Origin of the sequence: Kitasatospora sp. NPDC056327 (assembly GCF_042261735.1) — a bacterium.
Taxonomy (GTDB): Bacteria; Actinomycetota; Actinomycetes; order Streptomycetales; family Streptomycetaceae; genus Kitasatospora.
Genome location: NZ_JBHJRC010000008.1, coordinates 25,984 through 40,973 on the forward strand (window position 1 = coordinate 25,984; position 14,990 = coordinate 40,973).

Genomic DNA, 14,990 nt, shown 5'->3' on the forward strand with positions numbered 1-14,990 from the left:
CGTGGTTATGGAAGACGAAGACCTGCGGCTCGCCCCGCGCACCAAGGCCGCCGACCTGCTCGCCTGGGCGGAGGCGCAGGGCCGCGAGCCGGTCGCCGGGGCCCCGCTGCGCGCGGTGCTGGCGCTGCTGGAGCTGGGCGGGGGCAGGGTGCACGACGGCTGGCCCGAGCTGACCTCCGCCGCGGTGGAGCACCTGCTGTACGAGCGGCTGTACCTGTACGTCCAGCCGGAGCCGGGCCAGGACCCGCTGGCGTACGGCGCGGCGGTGCGGCTGTTGATCGACCACCAGCGGGCGGCGAAGCGGCTGAACGCCAAGCGGCAGGAGCGGCTGCACGCCGAGGCCGAGTGGCAGGGCGAGGTGGCGGCCGGGCTGCTGCGCCGGGCGGACCTGGTGACCTGGCCCCGGCTGTACACGCTGCTGCTGCGCGCGGCCGGGGTGGACACCGGCGACGGGGCGGCGGTGCGGGCCTGGCTGGAGGGTTTCCGGGCGCTGCCGGAGGAGGAGCGGTCGGCGGCGTTCTCGGCGCTGGAGGAGGACGGCACCCTGGATCCGGTGGACGACGGGGGCTGGTACGCCGGGGCCCGGACGCTGGCGGTGGGGATGGCGACGGACGGCGCGCGGCGGCTGCTGGAGCAGGGCCTGATGCGGCGCAGCTACCGGAACCTGGCGGAGCTGACCACGCTGGGCCGGCCGATGCCGGACGAACTGGCCGGGGACTTCGGGGCGTTCGAGGAGGCCGCGGCCCTGGCGGCGCTGGAGCTGGCGGGCACGTGGACGGTGCCGGGGCTGCCGGGCCTGCTGGTGAACGAGTTCCCGGAGCTGGCGCCGGAGCCGGGGCAGGCGGAGATCGACGCCTATCTGGCGGGCCTGGAGCAGGCGGACGGGAGCGAGGACGGGCACGAGCAGGAGGACGGGCACGCCGGGGGGCCGGTGGGCCCCGGGGAGTAGCGGCACCGCTCCCGGGAGGGGCCGGGGTCTCCGGGCCGGGAGGCGTCAGAGGCTGACGCCGCGCTGCTCGAACCAGCTCTCCGGGTCGACGGGGGCGCCGCCGCCGGGGCGGACCTCGACGTGCAGGTGCGAGCCGGTGACGTTGCCGGTCGCGCCGACCTTGCCGATCTGCTGGCCGGGGAGGACCTTCCCGGAGGCCTTGCTGATCGAGTAGAGGTGGCAGTACCAGATCTCGGTGCCGTCGGGCAGGGTCTCGACGATCCGGTAGCCGTAGGAACCGGCCCAGCCGGCCGAGGTGATGGTGCCCTGGCCGACCGCGAGGACGGGCTCGCCGGTGTCGGCGGCGAAGTCGAGGCCGGTGTGCAGCTTGGCCCAGTAGCGGGCGCTCTGGCCGTAGTGGGCGGAGAGCCGGTAGTTGCGCACCGGCAGGGTGATGGCGGCGAGCTTGGCCTTCTCGGCCTCCTCGGCGACCCGCTTGGCCTGCTCCTGCTGGGCGACCTGGGCGGCGCGCTTGGCCTCGGCTTCCTGGGCGGCCTGGACGCGGGCCTGCTCCTCGGCCGCGGTGCGCTGGCTGTCGGCCTGCAGCTGGATCCGGGCGGCGAGGGCGAGGCCGGGGTCCGCGGAGAGCGCGACCGGGGCCTCGTCGGGCGACTCGACGGCGGGCGCGGCGGCCGGGGTGGCCGAGGCGAAGCCGGTGGCGCCCAGGGTGGCGGCGACGGCGGTGACGCCGAGCAGCGGAGCGGTGCCGCGGCCCTGACGGGGCATCCGGTGCCGGTTGGTCTCGACGGCGGGCGGGGCCGTCTCGTCGGCGGGGCCCGCGAACGGACCGGGACCGCCGAAGGGGCCCGGGTGGTCGAGCAGCTGGGTACCGGCGGAGCCGGAGGGGTGTGCCGGGGTGTGCGTCGACGCCACGGAGGCGCGCTCCTTTCCTTCCTTCGCGCCTACCGGGTTAGCTGACGGGTTCGGAGCAGGAAGGTCTCCTACGGCTGGTCCCGGACGGTGCCGGGGCCTGCCGATTCACCCCAAGGAACGTGGTTCCCCGGCTCCCTGGCCTGCCCTTGGGCCGGCCGGCGGGATTAGGCGACGGCGCACGGTGCCGTCTGGGTACGGCGTTGAGGACCGCGCTGCGTTATCAAACGTTAATCCGAGAGGCCCCCGATTCCAAGCCATCCGTTGGTGACGGCGGGATACGGACCGGGCACCACGCGGCCCGATGGGCGTTTTGGGACGTTTGACGACAACTGACACTACCGAACGTGATAGGACGTCAACGAACGACCCCCCATCTGAGTACCCCTACTCATGTGCCGGGCGCGGATCCGCGGCCATCCTGGCGCCATGAGCACACCGATGCAGTCCCGCACCACGGCCGCCTATCACATCCAGGCCGTGCTCTCCTTCGCCCTCTCCGCCACCGCCCTCGGCTTCGGGATCGCCTTCCTCCCGGTGGGGCCGTGGACCCGGGCCTTCCTCGCCGTCGGCCTGCTCTACACGATCACCTCCACCTTCACCCTCGCCAAGGTGGTCCGGGACCGGCAGGAGACCACCGAGCTCGTCACCAGGGTCGACCAGGCCCGGCTGGACAAGCTGCTGACCGAGCACGACCCGTTCAGGGTGGAGGGGGTCTGACCGGTCCGCCCGGCCGGCGGACCGGAAGAGAGGCGCAATAGCTTGACGGCTAAGGCTATTAGCCTTAGCTTTATGGCTATCGGCGCTTCGCCGACGATCCCCGCCCGAGGAGGCACCCATGAACGGCACCGTCGCCCCCGCCACCCGTCACCTGGATCTGCCCGGCGGGCGGATCGCCTTCGACGACACCGGCCACGGCGAGGGCGTCCCGGTCGTCCTGCTCCCCGGGATGCTCGACAGCCGGGCCGCCTACCGCCACCTGCGCCCGCTGCTGACCGCCGCCGGGCGCCGGGTGATCACCATGGATCTGCGCGGGTTCGGCGAGTCCTCGATCCACTGGGACGACTACTCCCCCGCGGCGATCGCCGGTGACGTCCTCGCCCTGCTGGACCACCTGGACATCGACCGGGCCGTGCTGGCGGGCAACTCGTACACCGGCGCCAGCGTCGTCCGGGCCGCCGGGGAGGCGCCCGGGAGGGTCGCCGGGATCGTCCTGCTGGACGCCTTCGTCGAGAACGTGCCGCCGACCGCGCTGCAGCGCCTGGTGGTCGGCGCGATGGGCGCACTGCTGGTGCACTCGCCCGCGTTCTGGGGCCTCTACCACCGCAAGGCGGCCTACCCGGGGCCCAGGCCGGCCGACCACGAGGAGTACGTGGCCGGGCTGGTCGCCGCGATGCGCACCCCCGGCCGCAAGGCCGCCACCCGCGGCTACGTGCACGGCGACTCCTCGCCCGCCGGCTGGACCGCCGCCGTGCGCTGCCCGGCCCTGGTCGTGATGGGCTCGAAGGACCCCGACTTCCCCCGGCCGGAGCTGGTCGCCGACCGGCAGGCCGCCGCGCTGAACGCGCGCAAGGTGATGATCGAGGGCGCGGGACACTACCCGATGGCGGACCACCCGCGGGCCACCGCCGACGCGCTGCTCACCTTCCTCGCCGACCTGGTCTGAGCACCGCCCGGCCGCCCCGGCCGGCCCGGCCCCGGCAGCCCCCCGACCGTCCCCAGCCCTCCCAGGAGAACCGCGATGCCCCGAGTGGGACTGACCCCCGAGCAGGTCGTCGGCCACGCCCTCGCCCTCATCGACGACCAGGGCCCCGAGGCCCTCACGCTGGCCGCCGTCGCCGCCCGGGCCGGGGTCGCCGGCCCTTCGCTGTACAAGCACGTCAGCGGCGGTCTGGCCGAGCTGCGCCGGCTGATCGCCGTCCGGGTGACCGGGGAGCTGGCCGACCGGCTCGCCGAGGCGGCGCTGGGCCGGAGCGGGGACGCCGCGGTCGCCGCCGTCCTGCGCGCGTACCACGCGTACGCCACCGAGCACCCGCACCGGTACGCCGCGCTGCCGCAGGCCCCGCAGCCGGACGAGGACCTGGCCGCGGCCGCGGCCCGGCTGGTCGGGGTGATCGTCGCGGTGCTCCGGGAGTACGGGCTGGAGGGTTCCGAGGCGATCCACGCCGCGCGCACCTTCCGCGCGGCGGCCCACGGCTTCGCCGCGCTGTCGACCGGCGGCGCCTTCCGGCTCGCCGAGGACCTCACGACGACCCAGGACCGCCTGATCACCGTGCTGACCGCCGGTCTGCGCGACTGGCCCCGGTCCTGAGCGCGGCCGCCGTACGGCGGCAAGCGGCAGGCGGCACAGCACGGCAGCACAGCACGGCGGCAGGGAACGCCGAAGGGCCCGGAGCGGGATGCTCCGGGCCCTTCGCTCTGGTGTGGGGCTAACAGGACTTGAACCTGTGGCCTCTTCCTTATCAGGGAAGCGCTCTAACCGTCTGAGCTATAGCCCCGTACCGTCCGACCCCGCCTCACGGCGGCACGTCGTACGGAGAAGGGTACCGGACCCGCGGGGGGTGTCCGCACACCGGGAGAACAGGTGCCACGGGGCCTGCCGTTCTGCCCACCCACCACAGGCTTAAGAAATAAGGTATTAAGAATTAACTGCCCCATAAGGAACCGGAGAGGCCGGGAATCCCGTGGACCCGCGCAGCAGCCCCACCGCGCGCAGCGCCATGCGCTGCGTCCGCCTACTGCTCGGCTGCACCAGCGCCGCCGACCTGCTCTCCACCGTGCTCGCCGAGGGGCCGGGATGGATCACCGGCGAGGGCTCGGCGCTCTACCTGCTGGACCCCGCCGGAACGCTCCGGCTCACCGCCTCGCACGGTCTGCCCGACTGGGCCCACGAACGCTACAGCGTGGTCGACCCGGCCAGTGACCTGCCCGCCGCGATGGCGCTCAAGCTGCGCCGTCCCTACCTGCTGAGCCCCGAACGCACCAGCGTCGACTACCCGAACCGCAACGCCGGGATGGGCACCGGCATGGTCGCCATCGTCACCCTGCCGCTGCTCGTCGACGAGCGGCCGATCGGCGTCCTGGCCCTCGCGCTCGCCCACCGGGGGACCGTCCCGCGGCGCGACCTCGACGTGCTGGAGACCCTCGCGGACGCCTGCGCGCACCGGCTCGCCCACCTGCTGGAGCACGCCCGGACGGATGCCCGCCCGGCCCCGGCCAGGCCCCCCGGAGCGCCCGGCACCCCGGCGAACGGGGTGCGCCCCGGACCGGGGCCCGGCGGCGACCCGGCCTCCGGGACGGCGCACCCGCTGCTCTCGCTCGCCGTCCGGGCCGCCGGGCACGGCGCCTTCGAGCGCGACCTGGTCACCGGCGAGACCTACTGGGACGCCCAGGCGCTGCGGCTGGTCGGCCGGCCCGCGCCGGAGGACGGCGGTCCGGCGCCCGCTCCCGACCTCGACCTCGTCGTCCACCCCGAGGACCTGCCGGACGTCCAGGCCGCGCTCGCCGAGGCGCTCGCCACCGGCGGGCCGTACCGGATCCGCTACCGGGTGCCGCGCCGGGCGGGCGGGGTGACCCGGATCGAGGAGACCGGCGAGGTCATGCTGGACGTGCACCGCCGGCCGGTCCGGATCTCCGGGCTGATCGCCGACCTCGACCACGGGCGCGCCCCCGACGAACGTCCCCGCGGGGAGCGGTCCGCCCGGCACGCCGCCGGGGTGGGCGGTGAGCGGGCCTCCTCGGCCGCGGCCCGGTCGGCGCTGCTGCTGGCGCTCACCCGGGCGCTGTCCCGGGCGGTCACCGTCCGGGACGTCACCACCACCGTCACGGACGTCGCCCGGCCCGCCTTCGGGGCGGCGAGCATCGTCCTGGACCTGGTCGACGAGGGCCGGCTGCTGCCCGTCTCGCACACCGTCTACGGCGGGCCCCGGCGCACCGAGCTGACCCGGCTGGCCGACCTCTCGGAGGGCGTGATGCAGCGCGCCCTGGCCCGCTCGGCCCCGCTGTTCAGCGAGCCGGCCAGACGCGTGCGGGTGCGCGGCCGGGGACGGCCGGCGGGCACCGGGACGATCTGCGGGACCGGCGGCGGCGCGGGCGAGGACGGCGGCGGGCGGACGAACGGTGCCAGCAGCCGGCTCACCCCGGCCGCCTGGGCGGTGCTGCCGCTGGTCGCCTCCGGGCGGCAGGTCGGCTCCTGCCTGATCACCTTCGCCACCGAGCGGGTCTTCAGCCGCGACGACCGCACCCTCTACTCCGCCTTCGCCGGGATCCTCGCCCAGTCCCTGGAACGGGCCCGCCTCTACGACACCCACCACCACCGGGCCACCGAGCTGCAGCGCGCGATGCTGCCGCGCACCCTGCCCCGGCTGCCCGGGATCGCCAGCGCCGCCCGCTACCTGCCGAGCACCGAGGGCATGCAGATCGGCGGCGACTGGTACGACCTGCTGCGGCTGCCGGACGGCCGGATCGGTCTGGTGATCGGCGACGTCCAGGGCCACAACGCGGAGGCCACCGCGGTGATGGGCCAGTTGCGCAGCGGCCTGCGCGCGTACGCGACCGACGGGCACGACCCGGCCGCCACGCTGGCCCGGACCAGCCGGCTGCTCGCCGAACTGGACACCGAGCTGTTCGCCACCTGCCTCTACCTCACCCTCGATCCGGCCGACGGCACGCTGCGGGCCGCCCGGGCGGGGCACCCGGCGCCGGTGCGGGTCACCGAGGACGCCCGGGCGGTGGAGCTGGACCTGCCCGGCGGTCCGCCGCTGGGGGTCGCCCCGGACCGGCCGTACCCGCTGGCGGTGGAGCACCTGTCGCCGGGCGAGACGCTGCTCGTCTACACCGACGGCCTGGTGGAGGACCGCGAGGAGGACTACGACGAGTCCGTGCAGCGGATGCTCGGCGGGCTGGAACTGTGGGCGCGCAACGCCGGTCCGGTCCGGGTCGAGCCCGGTCCGGCCCTGGAACGGCTGGCCGATCTGCTCACCCTCAACGTGACCGAACGGCGTTCGCGTCCGGACGATGTCGCGTTACTGCTGTTGCACCGGTTGTCGGCTGTGCACCAGAGGGGCTGACGGGACACCGGTCGGGGGTCCACGCACCGTCCGATCGGGCCCGAAGCAATTTGGATTGGCACGGTATTGACAGGATATCGACGAGATCCGGTCACTTGGCGGGATCCGTTCACACCTTCGTAGGATCATCACCCTAGAATTCGCGGCGTGACGATGACTCAGTGGTGCGCAACGGCAACAGGTGTGCTCGCCGCCCTCGCCCTCGTGGCCGCCGCCCGCTACCGCGCGGTCTCCGCCACCCAGCGCCGCCGGGTCGTCAAGCAGCAGCGCGAGATCACCCGGCTCAGGGAGCAGCTCGACGCCGAACTCGCCCGCCGCGGCGCCGAACTGGCCGCCGTCCAGCAGGAGCAGGAGCTCAACGCCTCCACCCAGCGCGCCTTCCTCAGCGTGGCCCGCAGGATCCTGGTGATGGCGCACGACCAGCAGGCCCTGCTGGACGAGATGGAGCGCACCCACGACGACCCGGCCCTGCTGGAGGGCCTGCTCAAGGCCGACCACGCCGCCGCCCAACAGGCCCGCCTCGCCCAGACCCTGGCCGTGCTCTGCGGCGCCCGGGCCGGACGCCACTGGCCCGAGCCGGTCTCGCTGGAGGACGTGGTGCGCGGCGCCCAGTCCCGCATCCTGCCCTTCCAGCGGGTGATGATCCGCAGCCGGATCGAGACCGCCGTGGTCGGCGCGGCCGCCGAGGCGCTGATCCACGCCGTGGCCGAACTGCTGGACAACGCCACCCGCTACTCCCCGCCCAGCACCCAGGTGTTCGTGGCGCTGATGCCCGTGCACAACGGCGCCGTCATCGAGATCGACGACGGCGGTGTCGGCATGCCCGAGCAGGCCGTGGCCAAGGCCTCCGCCGCCCTGGCCGGCGGCTCCACCCTGGAGCTGTCCCGACTCGGCGAGGTCCCGCAGCTCGGCCTGGCGGCGGTCGGCCGGCTCGCCGACCAGTACGGGTTCCGGGTCACCCTCGGCTCCGCGCCCTCGCCGTACGGCGGGGTACGGGTCGTGGTGCTGCTGCCGAACGCACTGCTCACCGACCCGCTGCCGCCGACCGTGCCGGGACTCGGCCTGGACGACGCGGTGTTCGGGAGCGGCCCGCGCCGCGACATCCCGCCGGCCGCGCCGCACCGCCCGGCGCGGCCCGGACGGGCCGGCGCCCCCGGACAGGGCGTCCAGGGCCCGGGCGGAACCCACGACCCGGCGCCGTACTCCCCCGCGCCCTACGGGTCGATGCCCTACGACGCGGTCCCGCAGGACGCGATGCCCCACGGCGCGGTGCCGTACGACTCGGCCCCGTACGACGCCCCGGCACCGTACGACCCGACGCCCCACGGCCAGGCGCCCCACGACCCGGCGCCCTACGACCCGGCGACGGCCTCCGGGTACCCGCCCGCGTACCCGCCGGTCACCGGCTACCCGCCCGCCGGCGGCCGCGCCGCCCCGGCCGGCCCGCCGCCCGCCGCGACGCCTCCCGCGCCGCCGGCCGACGCCGCCCCGCCGCCGCTGCCCCGCCGGAGCCACCGCCGCGGCCGCGCCGCCGGCCGGCCCGCCGCGAACGCCGGCACCCCGCCGCCCGCCCCGCCCTACCGGTCGGCCCGGCAGGCGCAGGCGTTCATGACCATGTTCCAGGCCGGCACCGCCAGCGGCCGTTCGGCCGCCCGGGCCAACTCCCCCGCCCCGCAGGCGTACGCCGGCCCCGCCGCGCCGCAGGACCCGGCCACCCGTCCGGATCCCGCGGCGTACCCGGACCCGAAGGCCCACCCGGGCCCGGACGCGTACCAGGCCCACCCCCGGGGCCGGTACGACGAGAACCGGTTCCCCTCCCCGGGCCACTCCCCGGCCCCGCACGACCCTTCCCTTCCCGCTTCCCCCCAGCTTCCCCAGCGCTCCGGAGAGTTCCATGACCACCACCCCTGACCTCGGCTGGCTGCTCGCCGACATCATCAACGTCCCCGAGGTCCAGCACGCCGTCGTGGTGTCCAACGACGGCCTGGAGATCGGACGCAGCGAGGGCATCGTGCGGGAGGACGCCGAACGGCTCGCCGCCGCCTGCTCCGGCCTGCAGTCGCTGGCCCGGGGCGTCGCCCAGGGCTTCGGCGGTCACGGCAGCGCCACCCGGCAGATCATCATCGAGTACGGCGGCGGCTACCTCTTCGTCGTCGCCGCCGGAGCCGGCGCCCACCTGGCCGTGGTGACCGGCGAGGGCGTCGACGCCGGCCTGGTCGCCTACCAGATGCAGGTCCTCGTCGAGCGGATCGGCACCCACCTCACGAGCCCGCCGCGCGCAGACCTCGCGGCGGGGGGCCACCGGTGAGCGGCGGTCCGGTCCGCCCCTACGTCATCACCGGTGGCCGCAGCCGGTCCACCCGCGCCGAGCTGGCCGTCGAGAGCCTGGTCAGCGCCCTGCCGGACCGGCCCGCACTGCCCGACGACGCCCTGCTCAACCGCGAGCACCAGCGGATCCTGGACCTCTGCCGCAGCCTGCTGTCGATCGCCGAGGTGGCCGCCCACCTCGGGCTGCCGCTCGGCGTCGTCAAGGTGCTGGTCGGCGACCTCTGGGACCTCGGCGCCGTCCAGGTCCTCCCGCCCGTCCCGCAGGCCGAGCGCCTGCCCACCACTCTTCTGGAAGAGGTGCTCGTTGGCCTCCGCCAACTCCGCTGACCCGATCGCCGGGCCGGTCCCCGGAACGATTCCCGGCGCGGTCCCCGACCCGGTGTCCGGCCCGCCCGCCGAACCCCAGTACCTGCCGCCGTCCGTCCAGGGCGCGGTGAAGATCCTCGTCACCGGCCCGTTCGGGGTCGGCAAGACCACGCTGGTCGGCTCGCTCAGCGAGATCACCCCGCTGCGCACCGAGGAGACCATGACCGCCGCCAGCGCCGGCGTCGACGACCTCACCGGGCGCGGCGGCAAGACCACCACCACGGTGGCGCTGGACTTCGGCCGGATCACGCTCAACCCGCGGCTCGCGCTGTACCTGTTCGGCACGCCCGGCCAGCAGCGGTTCTGGCCGCTCTGGGACGACCTGTCGCGCGGGGCGCTCGGCGCGATCGCCATGGTCGACCTGCGCCGCCCGGACGAGAGCTTCGACGTGCTCGGCCGGCTGGAGGAGCAGCAGATCCCGTTCGCGGTCGCCGTCAACACCTTCCCGGACACGCCCACGTACCCGGAGGAGGAGCTGCGCTCGGCGCTGGACCTGCTGCCCGAGGCCCCGATCCTGTACGCCGACGCCCGGGACCGGCGGGCCTCGTACGACCTGCTGATCGACTTCGTCGACCACCTGCACCGCACCTCCGTCCTGGAGCTGCAGCGATGAACGTTCCCGAGCCCGGTGCGCCCGGTGCGCCGGGGGCCGCCGTGCCGCCGCCCGGCTGCCCCGCGCACGCGGGCGGCGGGGCCCACGGCGGTGCGGCCCACGCCGGGACCGCCCACGCCGGGACGGTGCCCGGCGGGCTGCCCGTCGGCGTGCCGCTCACCCCGCTGTACGGGGCCGCCGTCGCCGACGACCCGCACGGCCTGTACGCCCGGCTGCGCGCCCGGTACGGCCCGGTGGCACCGATCGAGCTGGAGCCCGGCGTCGAGGCCTGGCTCGTCCTCGGCTACCCCGAACTGCTCGAACTCACCCGCAACGAGGCGCTGTTCTCCAAGGACTCGCGCCGCTGGCGGGTGCCCGCCGAAGGCCGGCTGGCCGCCGACTCGCGGCTCCAGCCGATGACCTCCTGGCGCCCCACCCTGCTCAACCTGGACGGCGCCGAGCACCAGCGGCTGCGCGCCGCCGTCGCCGACACGCTCGCCCGGATCGACCACCGGCAGCTGCGCGAGACCACCGAGGCCGCCGCCGACGCACTGATCGACAGCTGGGGCCCGGACGGCACCGCCGACCTGGTCACCCAGTACGCGCGCCGGCTGCCGCTGCTGGTCTTCACCCAGCTGCTCGGCCTGCCCGCCGACGCCGGCACCCACCTCATCCGGCTGATCAGCCACATCGCCGACAGCGGGGCCGAATCGGTGCGCGCCAACCAGGAGTTCCAGACGCTCCTGGTCGACCTGGTGCGGCAGCGCCGGGCCACGCCCGGCGCGGACCTCACCTCCTGGCTGCTGGCCCACCCGGCCGCGCTGACCGACGAGGAGGCGGTGCACCACCTGGTGGTGATGATGGTCGCCGGGAACGAGACCACCATCTGCTGGACCGGCAACACGCTGCGGCTGCTGCTCACCGACCGCCGCTTCCGGGCCACCCTCACCGGCGGCCGGCTGACCGTCGCCGACGCGCTGGAGGAGGTGCTGTGGCGCGACCCGCCGACGCAGAACTTCCCCGGCCGCTGGGCCACCGGCGACACCATCCTCGGCGGCCAGTACATCGCCCGGGGCGACATGCTCGTCCTCGGCCTGGCCGCGGCCAACGCCGACCCGGCCGCCCAGGGCCCCGGCACGCCCGGGCACACCGCGTTCGGCGGCAACCGAGCGCACCTCGCGTGGGGCGCGGGCAAACACGTCTGCCCGGCCCAGCAGCCGGCCCGGATCATCGTCGAGACCGCCGTCGAGACCCTGCTGCACCGCCTGCCGGACCTCCAACTGGCCGTGCCCCCGAACGAGCTGGCCTGGCGGCCGTCCCCGTGGTCGCGCGCCCTGGCCAGCCTGCCGGTGCTCTACAGCGCCTTCACCCCGCCCCGCCCGCCAGCCCCCGAGAGGCCCTCCGCATGGACACCGCCGCAGGTACCGCAGCCGACGCCGGCACCGGCAGACCCGACCGGGCGACCGGAACCGGCGGGGACGGGAGCGCTCCCGTCCGGCTCGACGCCTTCGGACGCGACCAGCACGGGGAGAACGCCCGGCTCCGGGAAGCCGGGCCGGCGGTCCTGGTGGAGCTCCCTGGCGGGGTGGTGGTCTGGGCAGTGACCCACCACGACACCCTGCAAGGGCTGCTCGCCGACCCGCGCGTCGGCAAGGACCCGCGGCTGTGGACGACGTTCCGGGAGGGCCGGCTGCCCGAGGGCTGGCCGCTGATCACCTTCGTCACCGTCCCCGGCATGATCACCGCCGACGGGGAGGACCACCGGCGGCTGCGCGCGCTGGTCACCCAGGCGTTCACCCCGCGCCGGGTCGCCGCCCTGCGGCCCGCGATCGAGGCCCGGGCCACCGCCCTGCTCGACCGGACGGCGGAGCTGGAGGGCCCGTTCGACCTGCGCGAGCACTTCGCCTACCCGCTGCCGATGCAGGTGATCGGCGAGCTGCTCGGCCTGCCGCCCAGGCAGCAGGACGAGCTGCACGAGCTCTCCGACACCCTGGTCTCCAGCTCCGCCACGCCCGAGAGCGCCGTCGCCGCGCAGCGCTCGCTGTTCGCGCTGCTCGCCTCGGTGGTGGCCGCCAAGCGGGCCGAGCCCGGCGACGACCTCACCACCGACCTGATCGCCGCCCGCAGCGACGACGACCGGCTCGGCGAGGCCGAGCTGGTCGGCACGCTGCTGCTGATGCTGGTGGCCGGTCACGAGACCACGCTCAACCTGATCACCAACGCCGTCCGCGCCCTGCTCGCCCACCCGGACCAGCTGCGGCTGGTGCTGGACGGGACGGTGCCGTGGTCGGCGGCGGTCGAGGAGACGCTGCGCCACGACTCGCCGGTCGGCCAGTTCCCGCTGCGCTACGCCGCCGAGGACATCCCGGTCGGCGACGTGGTGATCCGCCGGGGCGAGGCGCTGCTCGCCTCGTACGCGGCCGCCGGGCGGGACGGCACCCACTACCCGGACGCGGACCGCTTCGACATCACCCGGCAGCCCAACCGGCACCTGTCCTTCGGGCACGGCCCGCACTTCTGCCTGGGCTCCGGACTGGCCCGGCTGGAGGCGGAGACGGCGCTGCGGCTGCTGTTCGAGCGCTACCCCGCGCTGGCGCTCGCGGACGGGCCGGCGCCGGAGCCGATCGGGTCGTTCGTCAGCAACAGCGTGCGGACGCTCCCGGTGACGGTCACCGGGTGAAGCGCTGCGGGTGACGGACTCCGGGTGACGGACCGGGGATTGCTGTGACCGAGGGCGGCCGGGGTCGTTGGGGGGTTCATGAAGAAACTCGCCACCCTGGCCGCCCTCACCATGGCCGGTCTCGCCGCCGCCGTGCCGGCCGCGTCCGCCGCCACCTCCACCGCCGCCTCGCCGGACGCGCTCGGCGGCCTGTCCAACGGGCTCACCCTCTCCCCCGCCGACCTCGTCATCCACGAGGCCAAGAGCCTGCCGCTGGTCGGCAAGGCCGCGAGCGAGGTCGAGGCGATCGGCACCGACCAGATGTCCCACCCGGGCCTCAGCGGCCAGATCGGGCACGGCCTGTGACCGGCGCGCGGTGGGCCGGCGCGCTCTCCCTGGCCGCGCTGGCGCTGGCCGCCGCTCCGGCGCCCGCGTCCGCGTTCACCGGGGGCGGCCCGACGGCCCCCGCGCCCGCCCCCGGCTTCGGCGCGGCGGCCACCTGCCTCCAGGAGGTGGCGGTCGTCCCGGCGCTCGGCAGCCACGCCGCCGGCCCCTCGGCCTGCGCCCACGGCTCCCTGCTCGACCACGCCGTCGGCACGGTCGGGTCGCTCACGGCCTGACGTACAGGCCCTGCAGCTCCGGGTAGGTGAGCCCGCCGTCGAGCGCGGTGTACGTGCCCCGCGCGTGCACCTCCTCGGCGGCGCGGCGCACCGCCGCGTACGCCGCCTTCGCCGGGCCCGGCCCCAGGCTGACCCGGGCCACCCCCAGCGCCGCCAGCTCCGGCACGGACGGCGAGCCCGGCCCGGCCAGCACGTTGAGCGGTGCCGGAACGGCCTCCACCAGGGCGGCGATCACCGCCGGATCGGCCACGCCCGGCACGAACACGCCGTCCGCGCCCGCCTCGACGTAGGCCCGCAGCCGGGTGACCGCCTCGTCCAGCCGGCCCTCCGGCTCGCCGACCTGCCGCAGGAAGACGTCGGTGCGGCCGTTGACGAACAGCGGCACCCCGGCCGCCCCGGCCGCCTCCCGGGCCGCCGCGATCCGTCCGGCCGCCTCGGCGAGCGGCCGGACGCCCACCCCCTCGGCGGCCGGCAGGCCGTCCTCCAGGTTGACGCCCGCCGCCCCGGTGGCGAGCAGCGCGGTGATCGTCCCGCCGACGCCCTCGGCGGTGCCGGCGAACCCGCCTTCCAGGTCGGCGCTGACCGGCAGCGGCCCGGCGGCCCGGACGATCAGCGCGGTCTGCGCCAGCACCGCGTCCCGGTCGGCGGCCTCGCCGTCCGCGCTGCCGAGCGCCCAGCTGACGCCCGCGCTGGCCGTGGCCAGCGCCCGGGCGCCGGTGGCCGCGACCACCCGGGCGCTCAGCGCGTCCCAGACGTTGGCGAGCACCAGCGGCTCGCCGGGGCGGTGGAGCTCCCGCAGGACGCGCGCCTTCTCCCGCTGTTCCGTCGACACGGCCGCCGCCCTACTTCGCGGCCGGGCTGAGGCGGGAGGTGACGCCGATCCGGTTCCACGCGTTGATGGTGACGATCAGCGCGATCAGCTGCGCCAGCTCGGCCGGCGCGAAGTGCGCGGCGGCCTCGTCGTAGACGGCGTCCGGCACGTGGCCCTCGGTGAGCAGGGTGACCGACTCGGTCAGCGCGAGGGCGGCGCGCTCCCTGGCGGTGAACCAGGGCGTCTCGCGCCAGGCCGGGAGGGAGAGCAGGCGGTGGTTCTGCTCACCGGCCTTCAGCCCGTCGGTGGCGTGCATGTCGATGCAGAACGCGCAGCCGTTGATCATCGAGGCGTGCACCTTGACCAGTTCCGCGAGGACCGGGTCCACGCCCTGGCGGGAGGCGCGCTCCAGCGCGGACATCGCCCGGTAGAAGTCCGGCGCGAGGTCGGGCAGCGAGATCCGCTGGGCGGGGGCGGGCACGGGGGCGCCGGTGGCGGCCGGGGCGGTCGCGCCGGCGGTGTCGTCGTTCGTGGTCGTCATGACCGCCAGCCTAGGGACCCGGCGGTCCGGTGCGGGGGTACGTTCGGGCACGGGGACCGTGGGCCACTTCGGGCGGGGCGGCGCTCCGCCGCCCGGTCCGCCCCCCCGGTCCGCCCCCGGCGGGGGCCCGGTGCCCTCCCGGTGGG

16 protein-coding genes, 1 tRNA gene and 1 riboswitch are annotated in these 14,990 nt (G+C 75.8%); of the genes, 13 read left to right on the forward strand and 4 right to left on the reverse strand.

The window, feature by feature from the left end; genetic code table 11:
- Positions 1-7 precede the first annotated feature (7 nt).
- Positions 8-949, forward strand: a complete 942-nt coding sequence (locus ACFCX4_RS02335; protein WP_376138166.1) for a hypothetical protein — start codon at positions 8-10, stop codon at positions 947-949.
- 45 nt (positions 950-994) lie between these two features.
- Here ACFCX4_RS02335 and ACFCX4_RS02340 read toward each other — a convergent pair whose 3' ends face one another.
- The gene (locus tag ACFCX4_RS02340) at positions 995-1,861 is read right to left on the reverse strand and encodes a M23 family metallopeptidase (protein ID WP_376138168.1); all 867 of its coding nucleotides are present in this window, start codon (positions 1,859-1,861) and stop codon (positions 995-997) included.
- Positions 1,862-1,873: 12 nt separating this feature from the next.
- Positions 1,874-2,042: riboswitch (cyclic di-AMP (ydaO/yuaA leader) on the reverse strand.
- Between the two features lie 245 nt (positions 2,043-2,287).
- Here ACFCX4_RS02340 and ACFCX4_RS02345 point away from each other — a divergent pair.
- The 3 genes from ACFCX4_RS02345 to ACFCX4_RS02355 all read left to right on the forward strand — a co-directional run bounded on the left by ACFCX4_RS02345 (position 2,288) and on the right by ACFCX4_RS02355 (position 4,169).
- On the forward strand, positions 2,288-2,578 hold the full coding sequence (locus ACFCX4_RS02345) for a YiaA/YiaB family inner membrane protein (protein WP_376138169.1): 291 nt from the start codon (positions 2,288-2,290) through the stop codon (positions 2,576-2,578).
- A 118-nt stretch (positions 2,579-2,696) separates the two neighbouring features.
- Positions 2,697-3,524 (forward strand): alpha/beta fold hydrolase, encoded by an 828-nt coding sequence (locus tag ACFCX4_RS02350; protein WP_376138171.1) that lies wholly within the window; start codon positions 2,697-2,699, stop codon positions 3,522-3,524.
- Between the two features lie 75 nt (positions 3,525-3,599).
- Positions 3,600-4,169 carry a TetR/AcrR family transcriptional regulator gene (locus ACFCX4_RS02355; RefSeq protein WP_376138172.1) on the forward strand — a complete coding sequence of 190 codons (570 nt, stop codon included), beginning with the start codon at positions 3,600-3,602 and terminating at the stop codon, positions 4,167-4,169.
- A 113-nt stretch (positions 4,170-4,282) separates the two neighbouring features.
- Here ACFCX4_RS02355 and ACFCX4_RS02360 read toward each other — a convergent pair.
- Positions 4,283-4,356 (reverse strand) — tRNA-Ile (locus tag ACFCX4_RS02360).
- Positions 4,357-4,542: 186 nt separating this feature from the next.
- On the opposite strand from ACFCX4_RS02360, the gene ACFCX4_RS02365 reads away from it, so the two are divergent.
- The 9 genes from ACFCX4_RS02365 (at position 4,543) to ACFCX4_RS02405 (ending at position 13,492) form a co-directional block, all read left to right on the forward strand.
- Complete coding sequence (locus ACFCX4_RS02365; protein WP_376138174.1) at positions 4,543-6,927, forward strand: SpoIIE family protein phosphatase; 2,385 nt, start codon at positions 4,543-4,545, stop codon at positions 6,925-6,927.
- A 153-nt stretch (positions 6,928-7,080) separates the two neighbouring features.
- The gene (locus tag ACFCX4_RS02370) at positions 7,081-8,838 is read left to right on the forward strand and encodes an ATP-binding protein (RefSeq protein ID WP_376138221.1); all 1,758 of its coding nucleotides are present in this window, start codon (positions 7,081-7,083) and stop codon (positions 8,836-8,838) included.
- The gene (locus ACFCX4_RS02375; RefSeq protein WP_376138175.1) at positions 8,822-9,235 is read left to right on the forward strand and encodes a roadblock/LC7 domain-containing protein; all 414 of its coding nucleotides are present in this window, start codon (positions 8,822-8,824) and stop codon (positions 9,233-9,235) included. The genes ACFCX4_RS02370 and ACFCX4_RS02375 overlap by 17 nt, the downstream gene beginning before the upstream one ends.
- Positions 9,232-9,582, forward strand: coding sequence for a DUF742 domain-containing protein (locus ACFCX4_RS02380; RefSeq protein ID WP_376138176.1), 351 nt, complete (start codon positions 9,232-9,234; stop codon positions 9,580-9,582). Before ACFCX4_RS02375 ends, ACFCX4_RS02380 begins: the two co-directional genes overlap by 4 nt.
- Positions 9,583-9,634: 52 nt before the next feature.
- A complete protein-coding gene (locus ACFCX4_RS02385; RefSeq protein WP_376138222.1) occupies positions 9,635-10,234 on the forward strand; it encodes an ATP/GTP-binding protein in 600 nt (199 codons plus the stop codon).
- Positions 10,231-11,817 carry a cytochrome P450 gene (locus tag ACFCX4_RS02390; RefSeq protein ID WP_376138177.1) on the forward strand — a complete coding sequence of 529 codons (1,587 nt, stop codon included), beginning with the start codon at positions 10,231-10,233 and terminating at the stop codon, positions 11,815-11,817. Before ACFCX4_RS02385 ends, ACFCX4_RS02390 begins: the two co-directional genes overlap by 4 nt.
- Positions 11,814-12,893: a cytochrome P450 gene (locus ACFCX4_RS02395; protein WP_376138179.1), complete on the forward strand. Its 1,080-nt coding sequence runs from the start codon at positions 11,814-11,816 to the stop codon at positions 12,891-12,893. The genes ACFCX4_RS02390 and ACFCX4_RS02395 overlap by 4 nt, the downstream gene beginning before the upstream one ends.
- A gap of 78 nt (positions 12,894-12,971) precedes the next feature.
- Positions 12,972-13,238, forward strand: a complete 267-nt coding sequence (locus ACFCX4_RS02400) for a hypothetical protein (RefSeq protein ID WP_376138180.1) — start codon at positions 12,972-12,974, stop codon at positions 13,236-13,238.
- Positions 13,235-13,492, forward strand: a complete 258-nt coding sequence (locus tag ACFCX4_RS02405; RefSeq protein WP_376138181.1) for a hypothetical protein — start codon at positions 13,235-13,237, stop codon at positions 13,490-13,492. The genes ACFCX4_RS02400 and ACFCX4_RS02405 overlap by 4 nt, the downstream gene beginning before the upstream one ends.
- Here ACFCX4_RS02405 and ACFCX4_RS02410 read toward each other — a convergent pair.
- Both ACFCX4_RS02410 and ACFCX4_RS02415 read right to left on the reverse strand, forming a co-directional pair.
- The gene (locus tag ACFCX4_RS02410; protein ID WP_376138182.1) at positions 13,482-14,324 is read right to left on the reverse strand and encodes an isocitrate lyase/phosphoenolpyruvate mutase family protein; all 843 of its coding nucleotides are present in this window, start codon (positions 14,322-14,324) and stop codon (positions 13,482-13,484) included. The two genes, ACFCX4_RS02405 and ACFCX4_RS02410, sit on opposite strands and share 11 nt — an antisense overlap.
- A 10-nt stretch (positions 14,325-14,334) precedes the next feature.
- A complete protein-coding gene (locus tag ACFCX4_RS02415; protein WP_376138183.1) occupies positions 14,335-14,844 on the reverse strand; it encodes a carboxymuconolactone decarboxylase family protein in 510 nt (169 codons plus the stop codon).
- Positions 14,845-14,990 lie beyond the last annotated feature (146 nt).

What these genes read in the sequence shown, in the direction of transcription:
- ACFCX4_RS02370 (WP_376138221.1), top strand. Translation starts at nt 7,081, where the DNA reads ATGACTCAGTGGTGCGCAACGGCAACAGGTGTGCTCGCCGCCCTCGCC.
- ACFCX4_RS02390 (WP_376138177.1), top strand. Translation starts at nt 10,231, where the DNA reads ATGAACGTTCCCGAGCCCGGTGCGCCCGGTGCGCCGGGGGCCGCCGTG.
- ACFCX4_RS02335 (WP_376138166.1), top strand. Translation starts at nt 8, where the DNA reads ATGGAAGACGAAGACCTGCGGCTCGCCCCGCGCACCAAGGCCGCCGAC.
- ACFCX4_RS02345 (WP_376138169.1), top strand. Translation starts at nt 2,288, where the DNA reads ATGAGCACACCGATGCAGTCCCGCACCACGGCCGCCTATCACATCCAG.
- ACFCX4_RS02400 (WP_376138180.1), top strand. Translation starts at nt 12,972, where the DNA reads ATGAAGAAACTCGCCACCCTGGCCGCCCTCACCATGGCCGGTCTCGCC.
- ACFCX4_RS02350 (WP_376138171.1), top strand. Translation starts at nt 2,697, where the DNA reads ATGAACGGCACCGTCGCCCCCGCCACCCGTCACCTGGATCTGCCCGGC.
- ACFCX4_RS02375 (WP_376138175.1), top strand. Translation starts at nt 8,822, where the DNA reads ATGACCACCACCCCTGACCTCGGCTGGCTGCTCGCCGACATCATCAAC.
- ACFCX4_RS02355 (WP_376138172.1), top strand. Translation starts at nt 3,600, where the DNA reads ATGCCCCGAGTGGGACTGACCCCCGAGCAGGTCGTCGGCCACGCCCTC.
- ACFCX4_RS02415 (WP_376138183.1), bottom strand. Translation starts at nt 14,844, where the DNA reads ATGACGACCACGAACGACGACACCGCCGGCGCGACCGCCCCGGCCGCC.